This window comes from Bifidobacterium primatium, assembly GCF_002802875.1.
Lineage (GTDB): Bacteria > Actinomycetota > Actinomycetes > Actinomycetales > Bifidobacteriaceae > Galliscardovia > Galliscardovia primatium.
The window spans coordinates 80924-98562 of sequence record NZ_PEBI01000005.1; the positions used below are offsets into that span (position 1 = coordinate 80924).

At 64.4% G+C, this 17639-nt stretch carries 12 protein-coding genes; 3 read left to right on the forward strand and 9 right to left on the reverse strand.

From position 1 onward, the window contains the following. Positions 1-145 precede the first annotated feature (145 nt). A complete protein-coding gene (locus CS006_RS09820) occupies positions 146-1501 on the forward strand; it encodes an MATE family efflux transporter (protein WP_100511656.1) in 1356 nt (451 codons plus the stop codon). Between the two features lie 160 nt (positions 1502-1661). On the opposite strand, the gene CS006_RS09825 is transcribed toward CS006_RS09820, so the two are convergent. The 5 genes from CS006_RS09825 to CS006_RS09845 all read right to left on the reverse strand — a co-directional run bounded on the left by CS006_RS09825 (position 1662) and on the right by CS006_RS09845 (position 7606). Next, a complete protein-coding gene (locus tag CS006_RS09825) occupies positions 1662-3524 on the reverse strand; it encodes a [protein-PII] uridylyltransferase family protein (RefSeq protein WP_100511657.1) in 1863 nt (620 codons plus the stop codon). 296 nt (positions 3525-3820) lie between these two features. Beyond that, positions 3821-4159, reverse strand: coding sequence for a P-II family nitrogen regulator (locus CS006_RS09830; protein ID WP_094663137.1), 339 nt, complete (start codon positions 4157-4159; stop codon positions 3821-3823). A gap of 1 nt (position 4160) precedes the next feature. After that, positions 4161-5447 (reverse strand): ammonium transporter, encoded by a 1287-nt coding sequence (locus CS006_RS09835; protein ID WP_100511658.1) that lies wholly within the window; start codon positions 5445-5447, stop codon positions 4161-4163. A gap of 349 nt (positions 5448-5796) precedes the next feature. Next, on the reverse strand, positions 5797-7137 hold the full coding sequence (gene ftsY / locus CS006_RS09840) for a signal recognition particle-docking protein FtsY (protein WP_165777342.1): 1341 nt from the start codon (positions 7135-7137) through the stop codon (positions 5797-5799). A gap of 100 nt (positions 7138-7237) precedes the next feature. Then, complete coding sequence (locus tag CS006_RS09845) at positions 7238-7606, reverse strand: hypothetical protein (RefSeq protein WP_165777343.1); 369 nt, start codon at positions 7604-7606, stop codon at positions 7238-7240. A gap of 123 nt (positions 7607-7729) precedes the next feature. On the opposite strand from CS006_RS09845, the gene CS006_RS09850 reads away from it, so the two are divergent. Together CS006_RS09850 and CS006_RS09855 are read left to right on the forward strand one after the other, a co-directional pair. Next, a complete protein-coding gene (locus CS006_RS09850) occupies positions 7730-8491 on the forward strand; it encodes a TetR/AcrR family transcriptional regulator (RefSeq protein ID WP_100511661.1) in 762 nt (253 codons plus the stop codon). A 69-nt stretch (positions 8492-8560) separates the two neighbouring features. Then, on the forward strand, positions 8561-9850 hold the full coding sequence (locus CS006_RS09855) for an alpha/beta fold hydrolase (protein ID WP_165777344.1): 1290 nt from the start codon (positions 8561-8563) through the stop codon (positions 9848-9850). A 330-nt stretch (positions 9851-10180) separates the two neighbouring features. Here CS006_RS09855 and CS006_RS09860 read toward each other — a convergent pair whose 3' ends face one another. From CS006_RS09860 to CS006_RS09875, 4 genes are all read right to left on the reverse strand, one after another. Further along, positions 10181-10930 (reverse strand): alpha/beta hydrolase, encoded by a 750-nt coding sequence (locus CS006_RS09860; RefSeq protein ID WP_100511663.1) that lies wholly within the window; start codon positions 10928-10930, stop codon positions 10181-10183. Positions 10931-11010: 80 nt separating this feature from the next. Further along, a complete protein-coding gene (locus tag CS006_RS09865; RefSeq protein WP_100511664.1) occupies positions 11011-13251 on the reverse strand; it encodes a YhgE/Pip domain-containing protein in 2241 nt (746 codons plus the stop codon). Next, positions 13251-15905, reverse strand: coding sequence for a YhgE/Pip domain-containing protein (locus CS006_RS09870; RefSeq protein ID WP_479855849.1), 2655 nt, complete (start codon positions 15903-15905; stop codon positions 13251-13253). The genes CS006_RS09865 and CS006_RS09870 overlap by 1 nt, the downstream gene beginning before the upstream one ends. Before the next feature lie 358 nt (positions 15906-16263). Further along, positions 16264-17562, reverse strand: a complete 1299-nt coding sequence (locus CS006_RS09875; protein ID WP_100511666.1) for an N-acetylglucosamine-6-phosphate deacetylase — start codon at positions 17560-17562, stop codon at positions 16264-16266. Between the last annotated feature and the right edge of the window lie 77 nt (positions 17563-17639).

The window sequence follows — 17639 nt, forward strand, 5'->3', positions numbered from 1 at the left end:
GTGAACAACCGAATTGACAACGCCGCCGCTGCATTGTATTGCACATCAATCGAAAAACCTCACATCGTTCATGTTCGATTTTCCGTTTCGCGGTCACTAGCCATGGGTGCTGATAAACCGTTAGAGGCGAAACGGAGGGAAAGGCATGACGACGCAACACAACGACATCACGGCGGACGGTACGCGAGGCTCCACGGCGCGCAGACTCGCGGCGCTGGCGATTCCCACGTTCGGCCAGCTCATCGCCGAACCGACGTTCATCCTCATCGACACCGCCATCGTGGGCCATATCGGCGATGCTGCACTGGCGGGCCTCTCCATCGGGTCGACCATCATCCTCACGGCCGTGGGACTATGCATCTTTCTTGCGTATTCGACCACCGCGCAGGTGGCGCATCTGCTCGGCGCGGGCAAGCGCCGCGAGGGACTGCAGGCCGGCATCGACGGACTGTGGCTGGCGCTGCTCATCGGCGTGGTGCTGGGCATCGGCCTGTTCGCCGGAGCGGAGCCGCTGTGCCGTGCGCTCGGCGGGCAGGGCGCGGTGCTCTACCAGGCCGTGCGCTACACGAGGGCCGTGGTGCTCGGCGCCCCCGGCATGCTGCTCGTGTATGCGGCGAACGGCATCTTCCGAGGACTGCAGAAGGTACGCATCACGCTGGTGGCGGCGGTCGCCGGCGCCGTGGTGAACACGGTGCTCGAACTGCTGTTCGTGCTCGTGTTCGACTGGGGCATCACCGGTTCGGGCGCGGCCACGCTCATCGCGCAATGGTTCATGGGACTGTTCCTGGTGGTGCCGGCGGTGCTGTGGTCGCGCGCCGACGGGGTGAGCCTGCGCCCGCAGTTGGCCGGCATCGTGGCGGCAGGCGGCGACGGATTGCCGCTGTTCATCCGCACGCTGGCGATCCGCGCGGCCATGGTCATGACGGTGGCGAGCGCCGCCCGCATGGGCACGCATGTGCTCGCCGGCTTCCAGGCCGTGAACTCCTCGTGGAATTTCGCGATGAACGTGCTTGATTCGGTGGGCATCGCCGGTCAGACGCTGGTGGGCGCGGCGCTCGGCGCACGCGACTGGCGACGGGCCCGCTCGCTCACGCGGGCGACGGGCCTCGCCGGACTGGCCGTCGGCACGGCGCTTGGCCTGGCGTTCGCGCTCGTCGGCCTGTTCGCCGGGCACTTCTTCTCCCCCAGTCCGGCGATCCAGCTGCTTACGGCCGTCGGCATGGTGACGATGGGACTGTTCTTCCCGCTGCAGGGCTGGATGATGGCACTTGACGGCATCCTCATCGGCGCACGTGATTTCCGCTATCTTGCGGCCACATGCACGGCCACGGCGGTCGTCTACATCGCCGCGTTGTTCGCGATCGTGCGTCTCGTCGTGCCGATGCTGCCGAACGACCCGGCGCGCACGGCGGTATTGTGGCTGGCGTTCAATGTCGTGCTGATGGGCGGGCGCGGCCTGGCCAACGGCCTGCGCGCCCGGGGTGACGCGTGGATGAGATAACGAAAAGACGGCCGACGAGGCACTCCCCTCAGTCACGGCCTTCGACCGCGACAGCTCCCCTCCGTCGGGAGGGGAGCCTTAGGCAGACTGCCCCGTCTTTTCTGGCTCCCCCTTTCAGGGGGAGCTGTCAGGCAGAGCCTGACTGAGGGGGTGACGCCACCTACTGCGCGTCTGTTCGGGTACGCCGGGCGCGCACGGCGTCGGCCCTTGCGGCGCCGTACATCGCGCCGACGAGCGACGCACGCCATTTCGACCACCCGTATTTCTTGGTGATCTGCTCGCCGGCGGTCGCGCCCAATGACGAGCCGTCGGCCCGCGTGAGGTCGAACAGCATGTCGAGCATGAGCGGGTCGTTGCCGAGGCGCGCGGCGAGTTCCGTGGTCGCCTGCTCGTCGTCGGGGCTCTTCGTGGAGGCGAACTCCGAAAGCGTCAGATGCTCGCGCACCAGCGTCGTCACCATATCGATGGCCTTCTCGTCGAACTTCATGCGCTTCATGATCGCCGGCACATGACGTGCGCCCTCGGCGGCATGGTCGGCGATGCGCGGACGCTTGCCGATGTCGTGCAGGATGCCGGCCATGAGCAGCACGGTGTAGTGCTCGTCGTCATAGCGTTCGCCGGTCGGTGCGGTGCGGCCGAGGCGGGACACCACTTCGACCATATGCCGGTCGATGGTGTAGCGGTGTGCGGCCGATGCAGACGGACGGTTGCGAATGCCCAGCCATTCGGGGATCAGACGGCCGGGGATGTCGACGAAGTCGAGCTCCTCCCAGGTGCGCAGCAGCGCCGGACCGGTGGCGAGAAGCCGCACGAAGCGGTCGCGTGATTCGGGCGTCCACGCGGTGTCGCGCAGGGCGCAGCGCTTGATGTTCGTCAGCGTACCCGGCGCGATGGGCAGGTTGTTTTCGGCTGCGGCCACGGCCACGCGCAGGGCGAGCGTGCGGTCTCTGGTCGGGTCGGCGCCGGGCGCGAGCACGGCCTCGCCCTCGTGCCTGGCCACGCCCTCGGCGATGATGTCGAATCGCGGCGCCTCGCGTCGGCCGCCTCCACGCGGCTGGAAGATCTGGAAGAACGAGAATCGCGGCTGCTCGTGCGTGAGCGAATGCGCGGCGCGCGAGGCCGTGGAGTCGAGGGCGAACGCGATGCGCCGGCCGTAGCGGGCGAGCACGGTCTGCATGTTCTCGATGGATTCGCCGTCGCGCTGGTCCGGGTCGGGAATGGTCGGATCGCTCAGGCCCATCATCTTCGCCACCTTCACCTGGTAGGCGGGCAGCAGCATGTTGGTGTCCTTGTTCGCGGCCAGGTGGATGCAGTCGCGCGCGTCGAGCAGGTGCTCGACGGCGTCGTCGTAGCTGCCGTGCGGGCGGTCGGCCAGCCACGAGGTCGCCAGTGCGGAGACGAGCACGGTGTCGCGCAGTCCGCCTCGTGCCTCCTTGATGTCCGGCTGGTTGAGGTACGGCAGCTGGCCGAAGCGGTCGAAACGTTCCTTCGCGGAGTCGGTGAGCTCGGGCAGGCGCTTGCGGGCGGCCTTGCGCCAGCGGGAGAGAATCGAATCGGACGTCGACTGGATGAGATCGGTGTCGCCGGCGACGGGCAGCACGTCGAGCCAGCCCATGGCGGCCGGCAAATCGGAATCGGTCACGGCCTCGCACTGCTGCTTGGTGCGGACGGAATGGTCGAGGTCGAGACCGGAATCCCAGAGCGGATACCAGAGCTTGTCGGCCAGCTTGGTCACGTTCGCGTCGGAGATCGCATGCGCATCGTAGATGAGCACGAGATCGAGGTCGGAGCATGGGCCGATCTGACGGCGGGCCAGCGAGCCGACGGCGGCGAGTCCGACGCCGTGGTCCGGAGCGTCGGCGCCCATCGATGCGATGGCGTCCGCCCACAGCTGTCGCAATGATTCGAGTACGATGTCGACGCGTTTGGCGCGCTTCGCGGCGCCGTCGCGATACACGCCGTCATCGTCCGGCTGGCTGACGGCGACCAGCCTTGCTTTGAGACCATCCACTGCAGAGGCCATTATCCTGTCCGTTTCTCCTAGAGTTGCATCGTTGCTGCATCAATCGGCTCCCCTCAGTCACGGCCTTCGGCCATGACAGCTCCCCTCCGTCGGGAGGGGAGCCTATGAAAGTCCATCAACCCATTGGCTTCCCCTGGCGCCAGGGGGAGCTGTCCGCCACAGGCGGACTGAGGGGGTGCCTCCGTTCACCTATCGCTGTACGTTCACATACGACGAAGTCCCCGTGACGGCGAACCGTCGCGGGGACCTCTTTCATCAATCAGAACGGTCAGAGCGGTACTCGACCGGTCTGACAATCAGATTGCGGCGGAACCGGTCTCACCGGTGCGGACTCGCGTGACGGAGTCCAGCGGGGCGACCCAGATCTTGCCGTCACCGATGGTGCCGGTGCCGGCCGCCTTGGAGATGACGTCGACAAGGGTTTCGGCGTCGGCGTCGTCCGACAGCACCTCGACGCGAATCTTCGGGATGAGGTCGACCGTGTATTCGGCACCGCGGTAGATTTCGGTGTGGCCGCGCTGACGGCCGTAGCCGTTGGCCTCGGAGACCGTCAGACCGTGAACGCCGGCGGCTGCGAGAGCTTCCTTGACTTCGTCGAGCTTATGCGGCTGAATGATTGCGGTGATGAGTTTCATCTCACTTCACTCCCTTCAGGATGGAGCTGGCAGTACCAGCGAAATCGTAAGCACGCTCGCCCTGATCCGCCAAGTCGATGCCGCCGACTTCCTGGGCCTCGGTGACGCGCCAGCCGACGGTCTTCTCGAGGGCGAAGGAGATGATGGCGGTGATGACGCCGGAGTAGAGGATGGCGACGAGGGCGATGACGACCTGGACCAGCAGCTGCTTGTAGTCGCCGCCGGCGAACAGACCGGTGCCTTCGCCGAAGAAGCCGATGAGGACGGTACCGGTGAGACCACCGACGCCGTGCACGCCGACCACATCAAGGGAATCGTCGTAGCCGAGCTTGAACTTCACGCCGACGGCGAAGCAGCACAGGATACCGGCGATGAAGCCGAGGACCATGGCCCACAGCGGGGAGACCACATCGGCGGCCGGGGTGATGGCGACCAGGCCGGCGACCATACCGGAGGCGGCGCCCATGGCGGTGTAGTGGCCGGAGCGGATCTTCTCGGTGAACAGCCAGCCGAGCGTCGCGGCGGAGGTGGCGGCGGTGGTGGACATCCAGGCGTAGCCGGCGGTGCCGTTGGCGCCGAAGGCGGAACCGGCGTTGAAGCCGAACCAGCCGAACCACAGCAGGAAGGCACCGAGCATCACGAACGGCACGTTGTGAGGACGGAACGGCTCCTTCGGGAAGCCCTTGCGACGGCCGATGATAAGAACGGTGACCAGCGCGGCGACTGCGGCGTTGATGTGGACGACGGTACCACCTGCGAAATCATGGGCGGCGGCGCCGAGGGCCGTGGAGATCGGGCCGTCGGGAGACAGCAGGCCGTGGTTCCACACCATGTGGGCCATCGGGGCGTAGTCGAACGTGATCCACAGGGCCACGAAGATCATCCAGGTGCTGAACTTCACACGTTCGGCGAGCGCACCGGTGATCAGGGCGACGGTGATCATGGCGAACGTGACCTGGAAGCTCACGTCGATGCTGTGCGGGTAGGCCGCATCCTTCACATCGACCGAGCCGAAGACGCCGTCCGTGGCGACCATCGTGTCCTTGAGCAGGAATCCCGAGGCGGGATCGCCGAAGATTCCGGCGACGTCAGTGCCGGCGTAGGCGATCGACCAGCCCCACAAAGTCCAGATGACACCCGTGACGGCGAGTGCCGCGGTGGAAAGCATAAGCATGTTCAGGATGGCCTTGGCTCGAACCATGCCACCGTAGAAGAACGCCACACCCGGCGTCATGAGGAAAACCAGGGACGCTGACGTCAACATCCATGCTGCATTACCGGTGTCCATGAATACCTCCCTCTCTCTTGTACAACTCCCGATCTCTTCGGTCGGGTCTTACTGTCCGTTTCGTTGTTTCGGTCCCGCCCATGGCGAGAACCATCGTCTGTATGAAACGACGCTCGGATTTCCCCAGCAATTACGCCGTGTTACGGAGGTGTTAACCGAAACGGGATTCGTTACATTGCCCAAGTCGCGTTTTCATGGCCGTCGGACGGCCGAAAACGTTGGAATTCGTATGCAGGGAGATAATATTCGGCCCCGCCGCGGCGATGACGCCGCATGCGGGGCCGATGATGGATATGGGTTCGCATTATGGCATCGGAATGATGTCCATAATGCGAAATCAGGCGTTTGCTCAGCCGAGGATGCCGTCGACGAAGCCTTCGGGATCGAACGGGGCGAGGTCGTCGGGACCTTCGCCGAGGCCGATGAGCTTGACGGGCACGCCGAGTTCCTTCTGCACGCTGATGACGATGCCGCCCTTGGCGGAGCCGTCGAGCTTGGTGAGCACGATGCCGGTGATGCCGATGGCCTCGGCGAACACCTTGGCCTGCGCCATGCCGTTCTGGCCGGTGGTGGCGTCGAGCACGAGCAGCACCTCCTCGACCGGCAGCGTCTTTTCGGTGACGCGGCGGATCTTGCCGAGCTCGTCCATGAGGTTCGCCTTGTTCTGCAGTCGGCCGGCGGTGTCGATGATGAGCACGTCGGCGTTCTGCTCCTTGGCGGCCTTGGCGGCCTCGAAGGCCACGGACGCGGGGTCGGCGCCGTCCTTCTCGCTGCGCACGACGGGCACGTTCACGCGGCGGCCCCAGGTTTCGAGCTGGTCGGCGGCGGCGGCACGGAAGGTGTCGGCCGCACCCATGACGACCTTCTTGTCCTCGGCGACGAACAGTCGGGCGAGCTTGCCGGCGGTGGTGGTCTTGCCGGTGCCGTTGACGCCGACCATCATGATGACCGACGGGCCGGCGTCGGCCGGACGCGGGCGGCTGGCGTTGAGCGAGCGGTCCATGTCGCGGCCGACGAGGTCGAGCAGGCGGTCGCGCAGCATGCCACGCACGGCCGCGGGGGTCTTCTCGTCGTTGACGCGGGCGTCCTTGCGAAGCTCCTCGACGAGCTGTTCGCTCGCGTCGGCGCCGACGTCGGCGAGCAGCAGCGTGTCCTCGACGTCCTCCCAGTCGGCCTCGGAGAGGTTGTCCTTGGTGAGGATGGCGAACAGGGCCTTGCCGAACGGGTTGGCGCTGTTGGCGAGACGGGACTTGAGTCGGGTCAGGCGGCTGGCGGCGGGCTCGGGCTTGACGACCTCGGCCTTGGGTGCGGGAGCGGGCTTCTCCTCGGCTTCCGCAGGTTCGGGCTCGGCGGCGGGCTCTTCCTCCGACTCCGGTTCGGCGGCGGGCTCGGATTCCGGTTCCTCCGCTTTGGCCCCGGCCGGTTTCCCGGTTTCGGCCAGCTGTTCCTCGGTCTCGGCCTTCTCGGCTTCTTCGGCCTTCTTCCCAGCCTCCTCAGCCTCTGCTTTCTTCAGGGCCGGTTCAACGACCGTGGCGAACAGGTCCGGACCTTTATCCACCTGCTGAGACTCGGTCTCCGGCGGCGGCACGGCGGCGCCGCTCTGCTTTTTGCGATTGGCCACAACGGCGACGATCGCGATAATCGCCACCACGGCAACAATGCCGATAATCAATAACGTCATGCTATCCATACCCCCAACCCTATGTGTCGGAGAGGATAATCACGGCGAAAACCCAGGTTGCGGGCGTTCGGTTCCGTTCAGGCAGGCGCCGGCAACCCGTCATTCGTTGCTACTTGGCGGACCTGTCCTCGGATTCGACCCCGTCACCGGCTGCGGCCGCGGCCCCGTTTTCCTCGCCTTCGACGGCGGAACCGTCGCGCAGACCATGGACCTCCAACACGGAGGAGTGGTTCACGTAGACCGGCGTCTCATCGGTGGCGTCCGGTTCGCGACCGGCCGCGTCGGAACGCGAACCGGATGGGGTGAAGGCGATGCGTGTGCTCACCACGCGTGGCTTGCGCGGCCCCGACTCCTCGGGATGCTGCATCGTGTAGAGAAAATCACTGCCATGCGAATCGCGACGTGCCTGACGCAGGACGAACACGATCATCAATACGACTATGGCAATCCATAGGACAATCACAATAAGCATCGGCATACGGTATATTGTGGCAGTTTTTCACGATTCCTCCAGCGGAACGCGCCAATCATCGCCGCTTGTTTACAAGAGGGCACACAAAACCGCGTCCGCAATGACAACCGCTCGTGGACAATGGAACATATGAGCGGTACTTCCAGAATGACGGCATGGCAGCGGCGCGAGCAACTCATCGCGGTGGGGCGCTCGCTGTTCGCCGCCAAGGGCTTCGAAGCGGTGAGCGTGGAGGAGATCGCCGCCACCGCCAAGGTGAGCAAGCCCATCGTGTACGAGCATTTCGGCGGCAAGGAGGGACTGTACGCCGTGGTCGTCGACCGTGAGATGCAGACGCTCACCGAATCGGTGATGGAGACGCTCTCCCGCCCAGCGCAGGGGTCGCGGCAGATCGTGGAGAACGCGGCTATGGCGTTCCTCACCTATATAGAGGAGCACACCGACGGTTTCCAGGTGCTGGTGCGCGACCGCCCGACCACCGACCCCTCCGGATCGTTCAATTCATTGCTCGGCGACGTGAGCATCCGTGTGGAGGATCTGCTCGTCACCGCGTTCAAACGCCATAAGATCCCGGCGAAGGGCGTGCCGTACTATGCGCAGATGCTCGTCGGCATGATGGTGTTCACCGGCCAGTACTGGGCCACGCATCGCAAGCTGAGCAAGGAGCAGCTCGCCGCATACATCGTGAACCTGGCGTGGAACGGCCTTTCGCAACTCGAACCCAAGCCGGAGCTGCGTTACGTCGGCGACAAAGGCGACAGGAAGGCCGCCAAGGCCGATGCCCATGATTCCAAGACCGATGCCCGTGATTCCGAGACCGACGACGCGACGGACCCCTCCTCCACCAGCGCCGACTCCAACGTCACGCCCACCGCATCCGATGCCGACTGATCCTCCCCAGCGAACGGATTCCCACGTGTGACAGCCTCCTGCGCTAGGCTCGGTCGTATGGAGTTGCAGTTGATTGACGAGCACGATTACGCCAGGACGATGACCGAGACCGTGCTGCCGGCATTGGCGGCCTGCCGCAGCGAAGGATGGATGGAGCCTTCGCACGACGCCGACCTCGCGCCGTTGGATTCACTGCAAACGGCCCCGACCCCGAGGCAGCCGAAGCGCGGCACGCCCGGCAATCCAATCTTCGGCGAGCATGGGGAGCTGGCCGAGGTCATCAACAACGCCAAGGAGGATATCAAGGCCGACGTCAAGGCCAATACCATTCGTCTCCGTAAGCCCAACGTCAACGACAGTCCGACCAACGCCCGGTTCGCCGAGGACGCCAACGTCGGCGCCGGCAACACCGACCGCCCTGCGGTCACGAACGCCGACCATACCGGCCAGCTGCATTACGTCTGCTACGACGCCGCGAAATTCGACGCCGTCCGCGAGCATGGCGCGACGGCCACGTTCCGCGGCGCCGTCGTGATCTCGCATGGCTTCACCGAATTCGCGGAACGGTTCGCCGAACTCGCGTGGTATCTGCTGCTCGACGGCTTCAGCGTCTGCATTCTCGAACATCGCGGCCACGGCTATTCGCCGCGCGATGTGGCCGACGAAAGCCTCGTCTGGATCGACGACTGGCATCGGTACGTCGACGACCTCGCGAAGTTCTGCTCCACCATCGGCCAGGATTATGCCCTCGGCTCGCCGCTGTACCTGTATGGCCATTCGATGGGCGGCGGCATCGCGGCGGCGATGCTGGAACGCTATCCCACGATCATCGACAAGGCGGTGCTGTCCGCGCCGATGATCGCACCGAAGACCGGCATGCCGCTGTGGCTTTCGCCGTGGATCGTGGAACTGGCCTGCGCCGTGGGGCTGAGCAAGCATATCGCGCCCACGCAGCAGTATTTCAGCGAGGATTTCGACGAGCAGTTCTATCGTGGACTGAGTCTGCCGCGCGCCCGCTGGGTGCATGACCTGCGAGTGAAGCATCCCGAATACCATACGAACGCGGCGACGTTCGGCTGGGTGCGCGAGGGACTGCGCATGTACCGGTCGGTGCTGCGGCCGGCCGCGTGCGCCGAGGTGGAGGCGCCGCTGCTGGTGTTCCAGGCCGACAACGACTCGTATGTGCTGCCGCAGCCGCAGAACCGCTTCGTATCGTTGGTGCGTGCCGGCGGATGCCCGGCACAGCTGGTGCATCTCAGGGGCTCGCGTCACGAGATGACGACCGAACGCAACGAGATCATGCGGCAGTACGTCGGCCGCATCCTCGAGTTCCTGCACACCCCGCTGGCCGAGGAGTAGGAACGCCCCTCTGTCAGCCTGAGCGGACACTCCTCTGTCATCCTGAGCGAAGCCCGAAGGGCGAAGTCGAAGGATCTTCGCACGCCACAAGATCCTTCGACTCGCTACGCTCGCTCAGGATGACATGAGGTAATGTAGCGCCTCGCTCAGGATGACGAAAAGATACTCTTCTGACATCGCATGGCTCCCGCCTCTGGTTCCCCTCAAGATTGAGGGGAGCTGTCGGCTGCAAGCCGACTGAGGGGAGTTGACTGCACAGCACACCAACCACCCCCAGCCTGCCTTCGGCGGCCAGCCCCCGCCGGCGGGGGCCAAATCTCCTCTCTCAGCCTACATGATGCCGCTGGTGATGTTGTTGTCGAGCAGCCACTGGCGGGTGTCATCGAACTCGGTCAGGCTCACGGCATGATCGAGCTTCGGATACTCCTTGAGCTTGAGGTACGTGTTCTCCTCCAGCCATGCACTCAGGGCGTTGTGCTGGTTGCGCGGCACGACCTGGTCCTTGTCGCCGAACGCGAAGAACACCGGGATGTCAAGCGACGCCAATGCGTCGTCGTAGGGCGCGGTGCCGGCGACGATGCCCGGCGCCATGAAGCCGGAAAGGCATACGACCGCGCGATACCGCTTCGGGTTCGTGCGCAGCAGATGCACGGCCACGAGTCCGCCCTGCGAGAATCCGAGCGGTACGATCTCGCGGTCGTCGGGAACGTTGGCGGCCACCCAGTCGTTCACGGCCTTCGCGGCGGCGTAGGCGTCGTAGTCGAGGTCTTCGCCGGTGGGCACGGAATCATGCAGCCAGGTGTAGCCTTCGGGCGCGTATTTGGCGAACTGCGGCGGCATCGACATGGGCGCGCGCAGCGACGCATAGTCGTTGTAGGGGGCGATGTATCCCATGAGGTCGGCGATCTCCTGCTCGTTCGACCCCCAGCCGTGCATGATGAGGAACATCGGCTTGGCCGGATTCGCCTTGCCGTCGCCGCGAGACCATAGCGCATGCGTCACCGCAAGCGGTTCTCCGAAATGGCCGGGCACTACGTCGGACTCGCGTCCAATCAGATTCGTCTTCTCGTCGTTAGTCATACAACCACTATATGTGCCAGCAATCACGGCGACATTCCACAATATGTGCCGTTGGTCACAGTTGTGGCGTCGACCGTCGTCTACATCAGCCTGGTGCTTTCGAGATTGCGGATGATCCAGTCGTTCAGTCTGATCACCGGCTTGCGCAGCACGAGGCCGAGCAGCAGCGACGGAATGATGAACAATGCCAGCATGCCGAGCTCACGCCAGTATTCCATGCCATACGACCCGGCCATCGCCGCATGCATGGCGGCGATGCCGTGGGGGAACGGCAGGAACGGATACAGCGCCTGGAAGAACGGCGGCAGCGTCTCTATCGGGAATGTGCCGCCGGAGCCGGCCACCTGCATGACGAGCAGCACCACGGCGACGGCCTTGCCGATGTCGCCGAACGACAGCGCCAACGTGTAGGTGATGTTCGAGAACACCAGTCCCGAGACGATGCACACCAGCAGGTACTTCATCGGGTCGATGGACTGCACGCCCAGATAATAGAGGTCGCCGCACGCCACCAGCGCGCTTTGCAATGCCGCCATCACCACGAACGTGATGTAGCGGCCGAAATACTCCTCGTGCAGACGGAGTATCGGAATGCCTTTATGCACACGCTGCTCGCGCAGGTTGCGCGGCAGCATGGCCGTCACCTCCCTGCGGCCGCGGTCCGACATCGCCACCTTCATCATGGCGACGAGGATGATGGACCCGACCCAGATGGACAGGATCGTGTAGAACGGTGCCATCGCCGAACCGTAGTTCGCGATGTGGTAGACAGCCACGCGGTCGAGCTTCACCGGCGACGACAGCAGCGTGGCGAGTGTGTCGGCGTCGACGTCGGCCAGGCTGCCGAGTTTCGCGGGATCGCCGTTGTTGTAGAACGCCACGAGCTGGTTGCTCAGGGTCTGCAAGCGGTCGGACGCGGCGGAAAGCCGTTTCGACGAACGGTCGAGCAGCGTGCGGATGGAGGCGATGGACGTCGAGGCGTCGCCGGAGACGCCCTTCAATCCGTCGACCGTGTCGGCAAGATCGTCGGCCACGGCGCGCGTCTGCGTGTTGAGGTCGCCGATCGACGACGCCAACGCGTCGAGTTTCGGCTTCAGATCGGTGGTATACGAGTCCTTCACCGTCGTGATGGACTTCTTCGCCGACGCCACCTGCTGTTTGAGCGTCCTGCGCTGCGCGGCCGCGTCGTCGACGCCGGCCGCCAGCGAGGCCTTGGCCTTGCGCAGGCCTGCGGCGAGGTCCTTCTGCGACTGTTGCGCGTTCTTCGCGGCGTCGAGTACGGCGGCCAGCGCCTTGCCGGCGGCATCATCGCCGGCGCCGTTCTTCTGCAGGTCCTCGAGCGCGGCGATCAGATCGTCGTAGCCGGCGGCGGACGTGTCGACGCGTTTGGCGAGCGCCTCCAGCTGCGTCTGCGCGGCGTCGGATTGTTTGCCGATGGCGTCGAATGACGCGTCGAGCTGCTTGTCGACGGCGTCGTAGCCGGCGGCGCTCTGCTTCAGCGACGTGTTGAGCACGTCGGCCGTGCCGCCGAGCGCATCGTCCAACGACCTGACGCCCTGCACGGCCTGGTTCAGTCCCTTTTTCGCACCGTCGACCGACGAGCCGGACGATGCGATCAGGCTGTTCGTGGAGGCGATGATGTCCTCCGACGCCTTGAGCAGCTTCGAATACGACGCCACCTGGGCCGACGCGCCGCCGAGCTGGCGGCCCATGGATTCGATATGCCCGGTGGCCGTGTTCACGTAGTTCTTCATCTCGTCGCTGTTCGAATATCTGAGCAGCGTCGACATGAGGTCGATGCCGACCTCGCCGATGGTCTTCGAGAACGTGCTGTCGATCTGGCTGACGATGGTGGTCGCGCCCTGGTCGGTGATATGCGGCGCGATGGCGTTCGCCTTCTCGTTGAGATAGTACTTGAGCTGCGTGTGCCTGACCTCGGGCGAGAACAGCGTCATCATGTCGGCGCTGAAGCTTTTCGGAATCACGATCGCCGCATAGTAGTCGCCGGACCGCACGCCGTCGACGGCCGCCGACGAGTCGGTGAACACCCAGTCGAGCTGCTTGTTGGCGCGCAGCGTCGAAATGACCGTCTCCCCCACGTTGATCTTCACGGGGATGAGGTCGGAGCGGTATCCGGCGTCGTCGCTGGCGACGGCCACCTTGAGGTCCTTCGTATTGCCGTACGGGTCCCAGCTGGCCGCGATGTTGAACCACGCGTACAGCGACGGCACGATGACCAGTCCCATCGTCACGATGATGCCGATGACGTTGCCGGTGGCGTTGCGCACGTCGCGCAGGAAGATGTGCCAGATGTTGCGCATCAGTCGTCACCGTCCTTTCGTGCGGTTTTTCCTTCCGCGCCGTGCCGCGCGTATGCGTGCGAATGCGGGTTGAGTCGGCGGATGACCGTTCTGCGGAACTCGTCGCCCTCCATCACGCTCATGTCGATCTGGCGGGCGAAGCTCTCGTACATGTATTCGACCACGATGAGATAGATGTCGATGAGGATGATGGACGTGATCCACGCCACGAGCATCACGATCTTCGACTCCACGCTGAACATGAGCACGAGGAACACGAGCGGCAGCACGCAGATCATGATCAGGCCGGCGCGGATGAGATACGGATACAGCTTGAAGAACCGGTGCGCACGGCTGCGAATCTGCTCGCGGTACTCCTTGACGCCCATCAGGAGCTTGATGATGGCGACGAGACGGAACCGGTCGTTGGTCATGGTGTTCTTCTCGGCGACCATGAGGTCGGTGGCCCACAGGCGACGGTCGAACAGGGCGTTGAGGTTGAGCATGTACGGGCGTCCGACGATGCCGAGGAACAACGCGGCGGCGAGGAACCATACGAGCGAGCCGAGATCATGCCAATAGTCGCTGCCGTAGGCGCCGCCGATGGTCTCGCGCATGGCGTTGATGCCGTAGGTGAACGGCAGGAACGGATTGAGCCGCTGGAAGAAGCCGGGCATCATCTCTATCGGATACATACCCGACGAGCCCGGGATCTGCACGATGACGAGAATCACCGCCACGGCCTTGCCGATGTGTTTGAGCGAGACGGCCAGCGCATAGATGATGTTGATGTAGACGAACGAGATGACGACGCCGGCGAACACGAAGGCGGCCGGATTCGTGCATTGCACGCCGATGACGAGGTCGCCGACGGTGACGATGAGCGCCTGCAGTACGCCGACGGTGACGAGCAGCAGCCAACGGCCGAAATAGGCCTGGGTGGCGTGGAACTTGCCGAGACCCTCGCGGTCGACCTCCAGCTTGTAGATGGCGATGAGCACGAAGCCGCCCACCCACAGCGCAAGGTTCGTATAGAACGGCGTGACGGCCGAACCGTAGTTGGCCACCGGATAGAGCGTCTGCGTGACGAGCTTGACCGGCGAGCCCATGAAATCGCCGATCTCGTCGCCGTCGAGATCGAAGTGCCTGGCGATGGACTGCCACGTGGCGGAGCTGGTGAGCGCGTTGACGTCGGTGCGCGTGGTGATGAGCCCCTCGGTCACGGAGTCGAGTGACTTCGATGTGTCGGCAAGCGTGCTTTTCGTTTCGTCGAGCGTGGACTGCAACTGTTTGACCAGCGACTGCGTCTGGCCGACGGTGGAGTTCAGGCCGGCGAGCGTGCCGGAGAACGTGCCGGTCATGGCGGAGAACGAGTCCATGCCGGCGAGCAGCGATGGCGTGATGGTGGTGTTCAATCCATTGCGGGCGGTGTTGAGCCCGTTGATGCCGTTGGTGGCGGCGGTGCCGACCGCGGAGGCCAGCCCCTTCGTGGCGTCGATGCCGGAGCCGGTGATCGTGGCGCTGCCGGATGAGATGGAGTCGAGCAGCGTCTGCTGGTCGTCGAGCTTGGTGCTGACGGCATCGAGTTGGGAGAGCAGCCTGGTCTTCTGCGCTTCGGTGAGCACGTCGGAATCCTGTATCTGCCTGCGCATGGAGGCGACCGTGGTCTTGCCGTTGGCTATGGCGGCATTCGGCCCGGCCACGGCCTTGTCGATGTCGTTCTGCGTGGCGGTGAATCCGCTGACGAGCCCGCCGGCCGCCGTGTTCGTGGAGATTTGGATGCCACCCAGGTCGCCGGTGCCCTTGAGCATGGCGGCGTCGAGTGTGTTGGAGAATTGCAGCGACTGCTTGCGGGCTTCGCCGAGCGTATCGTTCGCGTTCTTCAACGCGGTGTTCGCTGCGGAGATCTGGCGTTTCAGGGAGGCCAGCGACGTGTTGGCCGAGTCGAGCGTGGCATCGGCCTTGCCGAGCGTGCCGGTCAGGGAGTCCATGGCGTTCTGCGCGGCGGCGACGTCGTCGATGCCCTGGCCGAGCTGCTTGTCGATGTCGGCCGTGCCCTTGTCGACCTTGGATTGCAGGTCGCCGCCGGCCTGACGGATCATCGAGACGACCGTCGACGTGACGGTGGATATGAACGTCTGGTTGATCTGCCGGTCGATGGTGTTCGCCCCCGTGTCGGTGATCTTCGGCGCGGTGGCGTTCTTCTTTTCGTTGACGTAGTAGGTGATGGTCGGACGGGTGGATTTCGATGCCGACGTGGATTTTGCCGACGTAGACTTCGAGGAGGCGGACTTCACGTCGACCGTACCCAGCAGGTCCTTGCTGAAATCCCGCGGAATCACGATCGCCGCATAGTATTTTCCGGATGCGACGCCGTCGCGCGCCTCGCTTTCGCCGACGAACCGCCATCCGAGCTGATGATTGTTCTTCAGCTGTTCGACGACCTGCGCGCCGGCGTTGAGCTTGCCGGCGAGCGCGCTGCTGGCGCCTGCGTCATCGTTCGCCACGGCCACCTGGATGTTGCCGGTGTTCGAATACGGGTCCCAGTTTGCGATGATGTTGAACCACGCGTATAGCGAGGGGATGAGCGCGACGCCGAGCGTGATGACCACGGCGACCGGATTTCTCAGCAGACGAAGAAGGTCACGCCGAAAAATCCGCAAAATCATCCGCATGTCATCCGCCTCCGCCACGTATTCCTCCGCACAGTATAGGCAATACTCCGGTCGGCGCGGACCGAACGCGCTGCCGGTCATCGGAATCGTGCGGATTTTTGATGGACTGCGGCGATTTATCGGTGAAATGTAACGGAATCCATCAAAGTCAGGGCATTTTGATGGACTGTGGCATATTTTGGGCAAAATGCGACGCAGTCCATCGCGAATCATGAATCGGAAAATCAAGAACGTTGCAATTTCAACGATTCGTAATTGCGATCACGCAATCGCCGATGGATTGCGTTGCATATTCGCGAAATTGCAGCGCAATCCATCGAAACCACCACGAATCCGATGGACCACGCTGCATTTTCGCTCAAATGCAGCGTCGTCCATCGCACCAGACAGACTGCACCTGCCATGTGGCGGAATCGAGCAATAGTATGTCGGCCGCGAAGCCGGGGGCGAGCAGGCCGACGGGAGAGCCGGTGACGTCGTTGGGCCGGTCGAATCCGAACGCCTTGGCGGGGGTCAGCGTGGCGGCCTCGACCGCGTCGACCGGAGAGATGCCCAGCTCGAGCACGGCTCGGCTGACCGCGCGTTCCAAAACGAGTGTCGATCCGGCGATGGCGTTGTTAGAGACGAGCCGTGCATGACCGTCGACCACGTTGACGTCAAGGGCGCCGAGTCGATAATGACCGTCCGGGCAGTCGGTGGCGGCCATGGCGTCGGTGACGAACGCCGTGCGATGCGGCGCGAATCCGAAGGCCAGCGAAACCATGGGATTCTGCACGTGGAATCCGTCGTTGATGAGTTCGACGGTGACGCGCGGGTCTTCCACGGCGGCGGGAATCGGGCCGGGTTCGCGGTGGTGCAGACCGTTCATGGCGTTGAACATGTGGGTCATGATGGTCGCGCCGGCGTTGAACGCGCGGACGGCGGTCTCGTAGTCGGCGCTGCAATGGCCGACGGCGGGAACGACGCCGGCGGCGGCGAACCGACGTATGGCATCGATGCCGTGGTCGAGTTCAGGCGCGATGGTGATCTGCCGCAGGCATCCGTCGGCGGCGTCGAGCAGACGGTCGACCAGTTCGGGAACGGGGTCACGCAGGCAGTCGGGATCGTGCGCGCCCTTGCGGGCGAGCGCGAGGAACGGTCCTTCGAGATGCGCGCCGAGAATATCCGGCCGGCTCGGCATGAGCCGACGGACGGTCTCGAGGTTGGCGCACATCGTGTCGATGGGGTTGGTGATGAGGCTGAGCACCTGCCGCGTGGTGCCGTGGGTCATGTGTCCGGCGCGGGCGAGCGCGATGGCGTCGGGGCCGTCGTCGAAGGCCGTGCCCCATGCGCCATGGGCGTGGATGTCGATGTAGCCGGGGGTCATGATGCGACCGGCGGCATCGATGACCGGCAGATTCGAGAAGTCGGCGGGGATGCCGTCGGATTCGAGGGCGGTGGCGGTCGCAGCTGCGGCGGTGTCATCAGTGCCGATGGCGACGATGATGCCGTTTCGCACCGCGATCCAGCAATGGTCCTGCACGCCGCGCGCGTCGATCTTACGCGCGTCGCGAATCACGAACGATTCCGGCGGTCGACTCAACGCCTCGCCGATGGCGTTTGCCCGACGGCGACGCGACGACTCCTCGCGTTCGGACTCCCCATGTTCCGCCTGCATCCGTTCCGATTGTGTTTGCTCCGGCTGTGCTTCGCAGTCCATTCCCATACGACTTCGCGCTCCTTGCATTCGGTATA

Bases quoted from the DNA above. Each gene is read 5' to 3' on its own strand.
- CS006_RS09875 (WP_100511666.1), bottom strand. From the start codon at position 17,562: ATGCAGGCGGAACATGGGGAGTCCGAACGCGAGGAGTCGTCGCGTCGC.
- CS006_RS09860 (WP_100511663.1), bottom strand. From the start codon at position 10,930: ATGACTAACGACGAGAAGACGAATCTGATTGGACGCGAGTCCGACGTA.
- CS006_RS09845 (WP_165777343.1), bottom strand. From the start codon at position 7,606: ATGCCGATGCTTATTGTGATTGTCCTATGGATTGCCATAGTCGTATTG.
- CS006_RS09870 (WP_479855849.1), bottom strand. From the start codon at position 15,905: ATGCGGATGATTTTGCGGATTTTTCGGCGTGACCTTCTTCGTCTGCTG.
- CS006_RS09830 (WP_094663137.1), bottom strand. From the start codon at position 4,159: ATGAAACTCATCACCGCAATCATTCAGCCGCATAAGCTCGACGAAGTC.
- CS006_RS09820 (WP_100511656.1), top strand. From the start codon at position 146: ATGACGACGCAACACAACGACATCACGGCGGACGGTACGCGAGGCTCC.
- CS006_RS09850 (WP_100511661.1), top strand. From the start codon at position 7,730: ATGAGCGGTACTTCCAGAATGACGGCATGGCAGCGGCGCGAGCAACTC.
- ftsY (WP_165777342.1), bottom strand. From the start codon at position 7,137: ATGGATAGCATGACGTTATTGATTATCGGCATTGTTGCCGTGGTGGCG.
- CS006_RS09825 (WP_100511657.1), bottom strand. From the start codon at position 3,524: ATGGCCTCTGCAGTGGATGGTCTCAAAGCAAGGCTGGTCGCCGTCAGC.
- CS006_RS09865 (WP_100511664.1), bottom strand. From the start codon at position 13,251: ATGCGCAACATCTGGCACATCTTCCTGCGCGACGTGCGCAACGCCACC.
- CS006_RS09835 (WP_100511658.1), bottom strand. From the start codon at position 5,447: ATGGACACCGGTAATGCAGCATGGATGTTGACGTCAGCGTCCCTGGTT.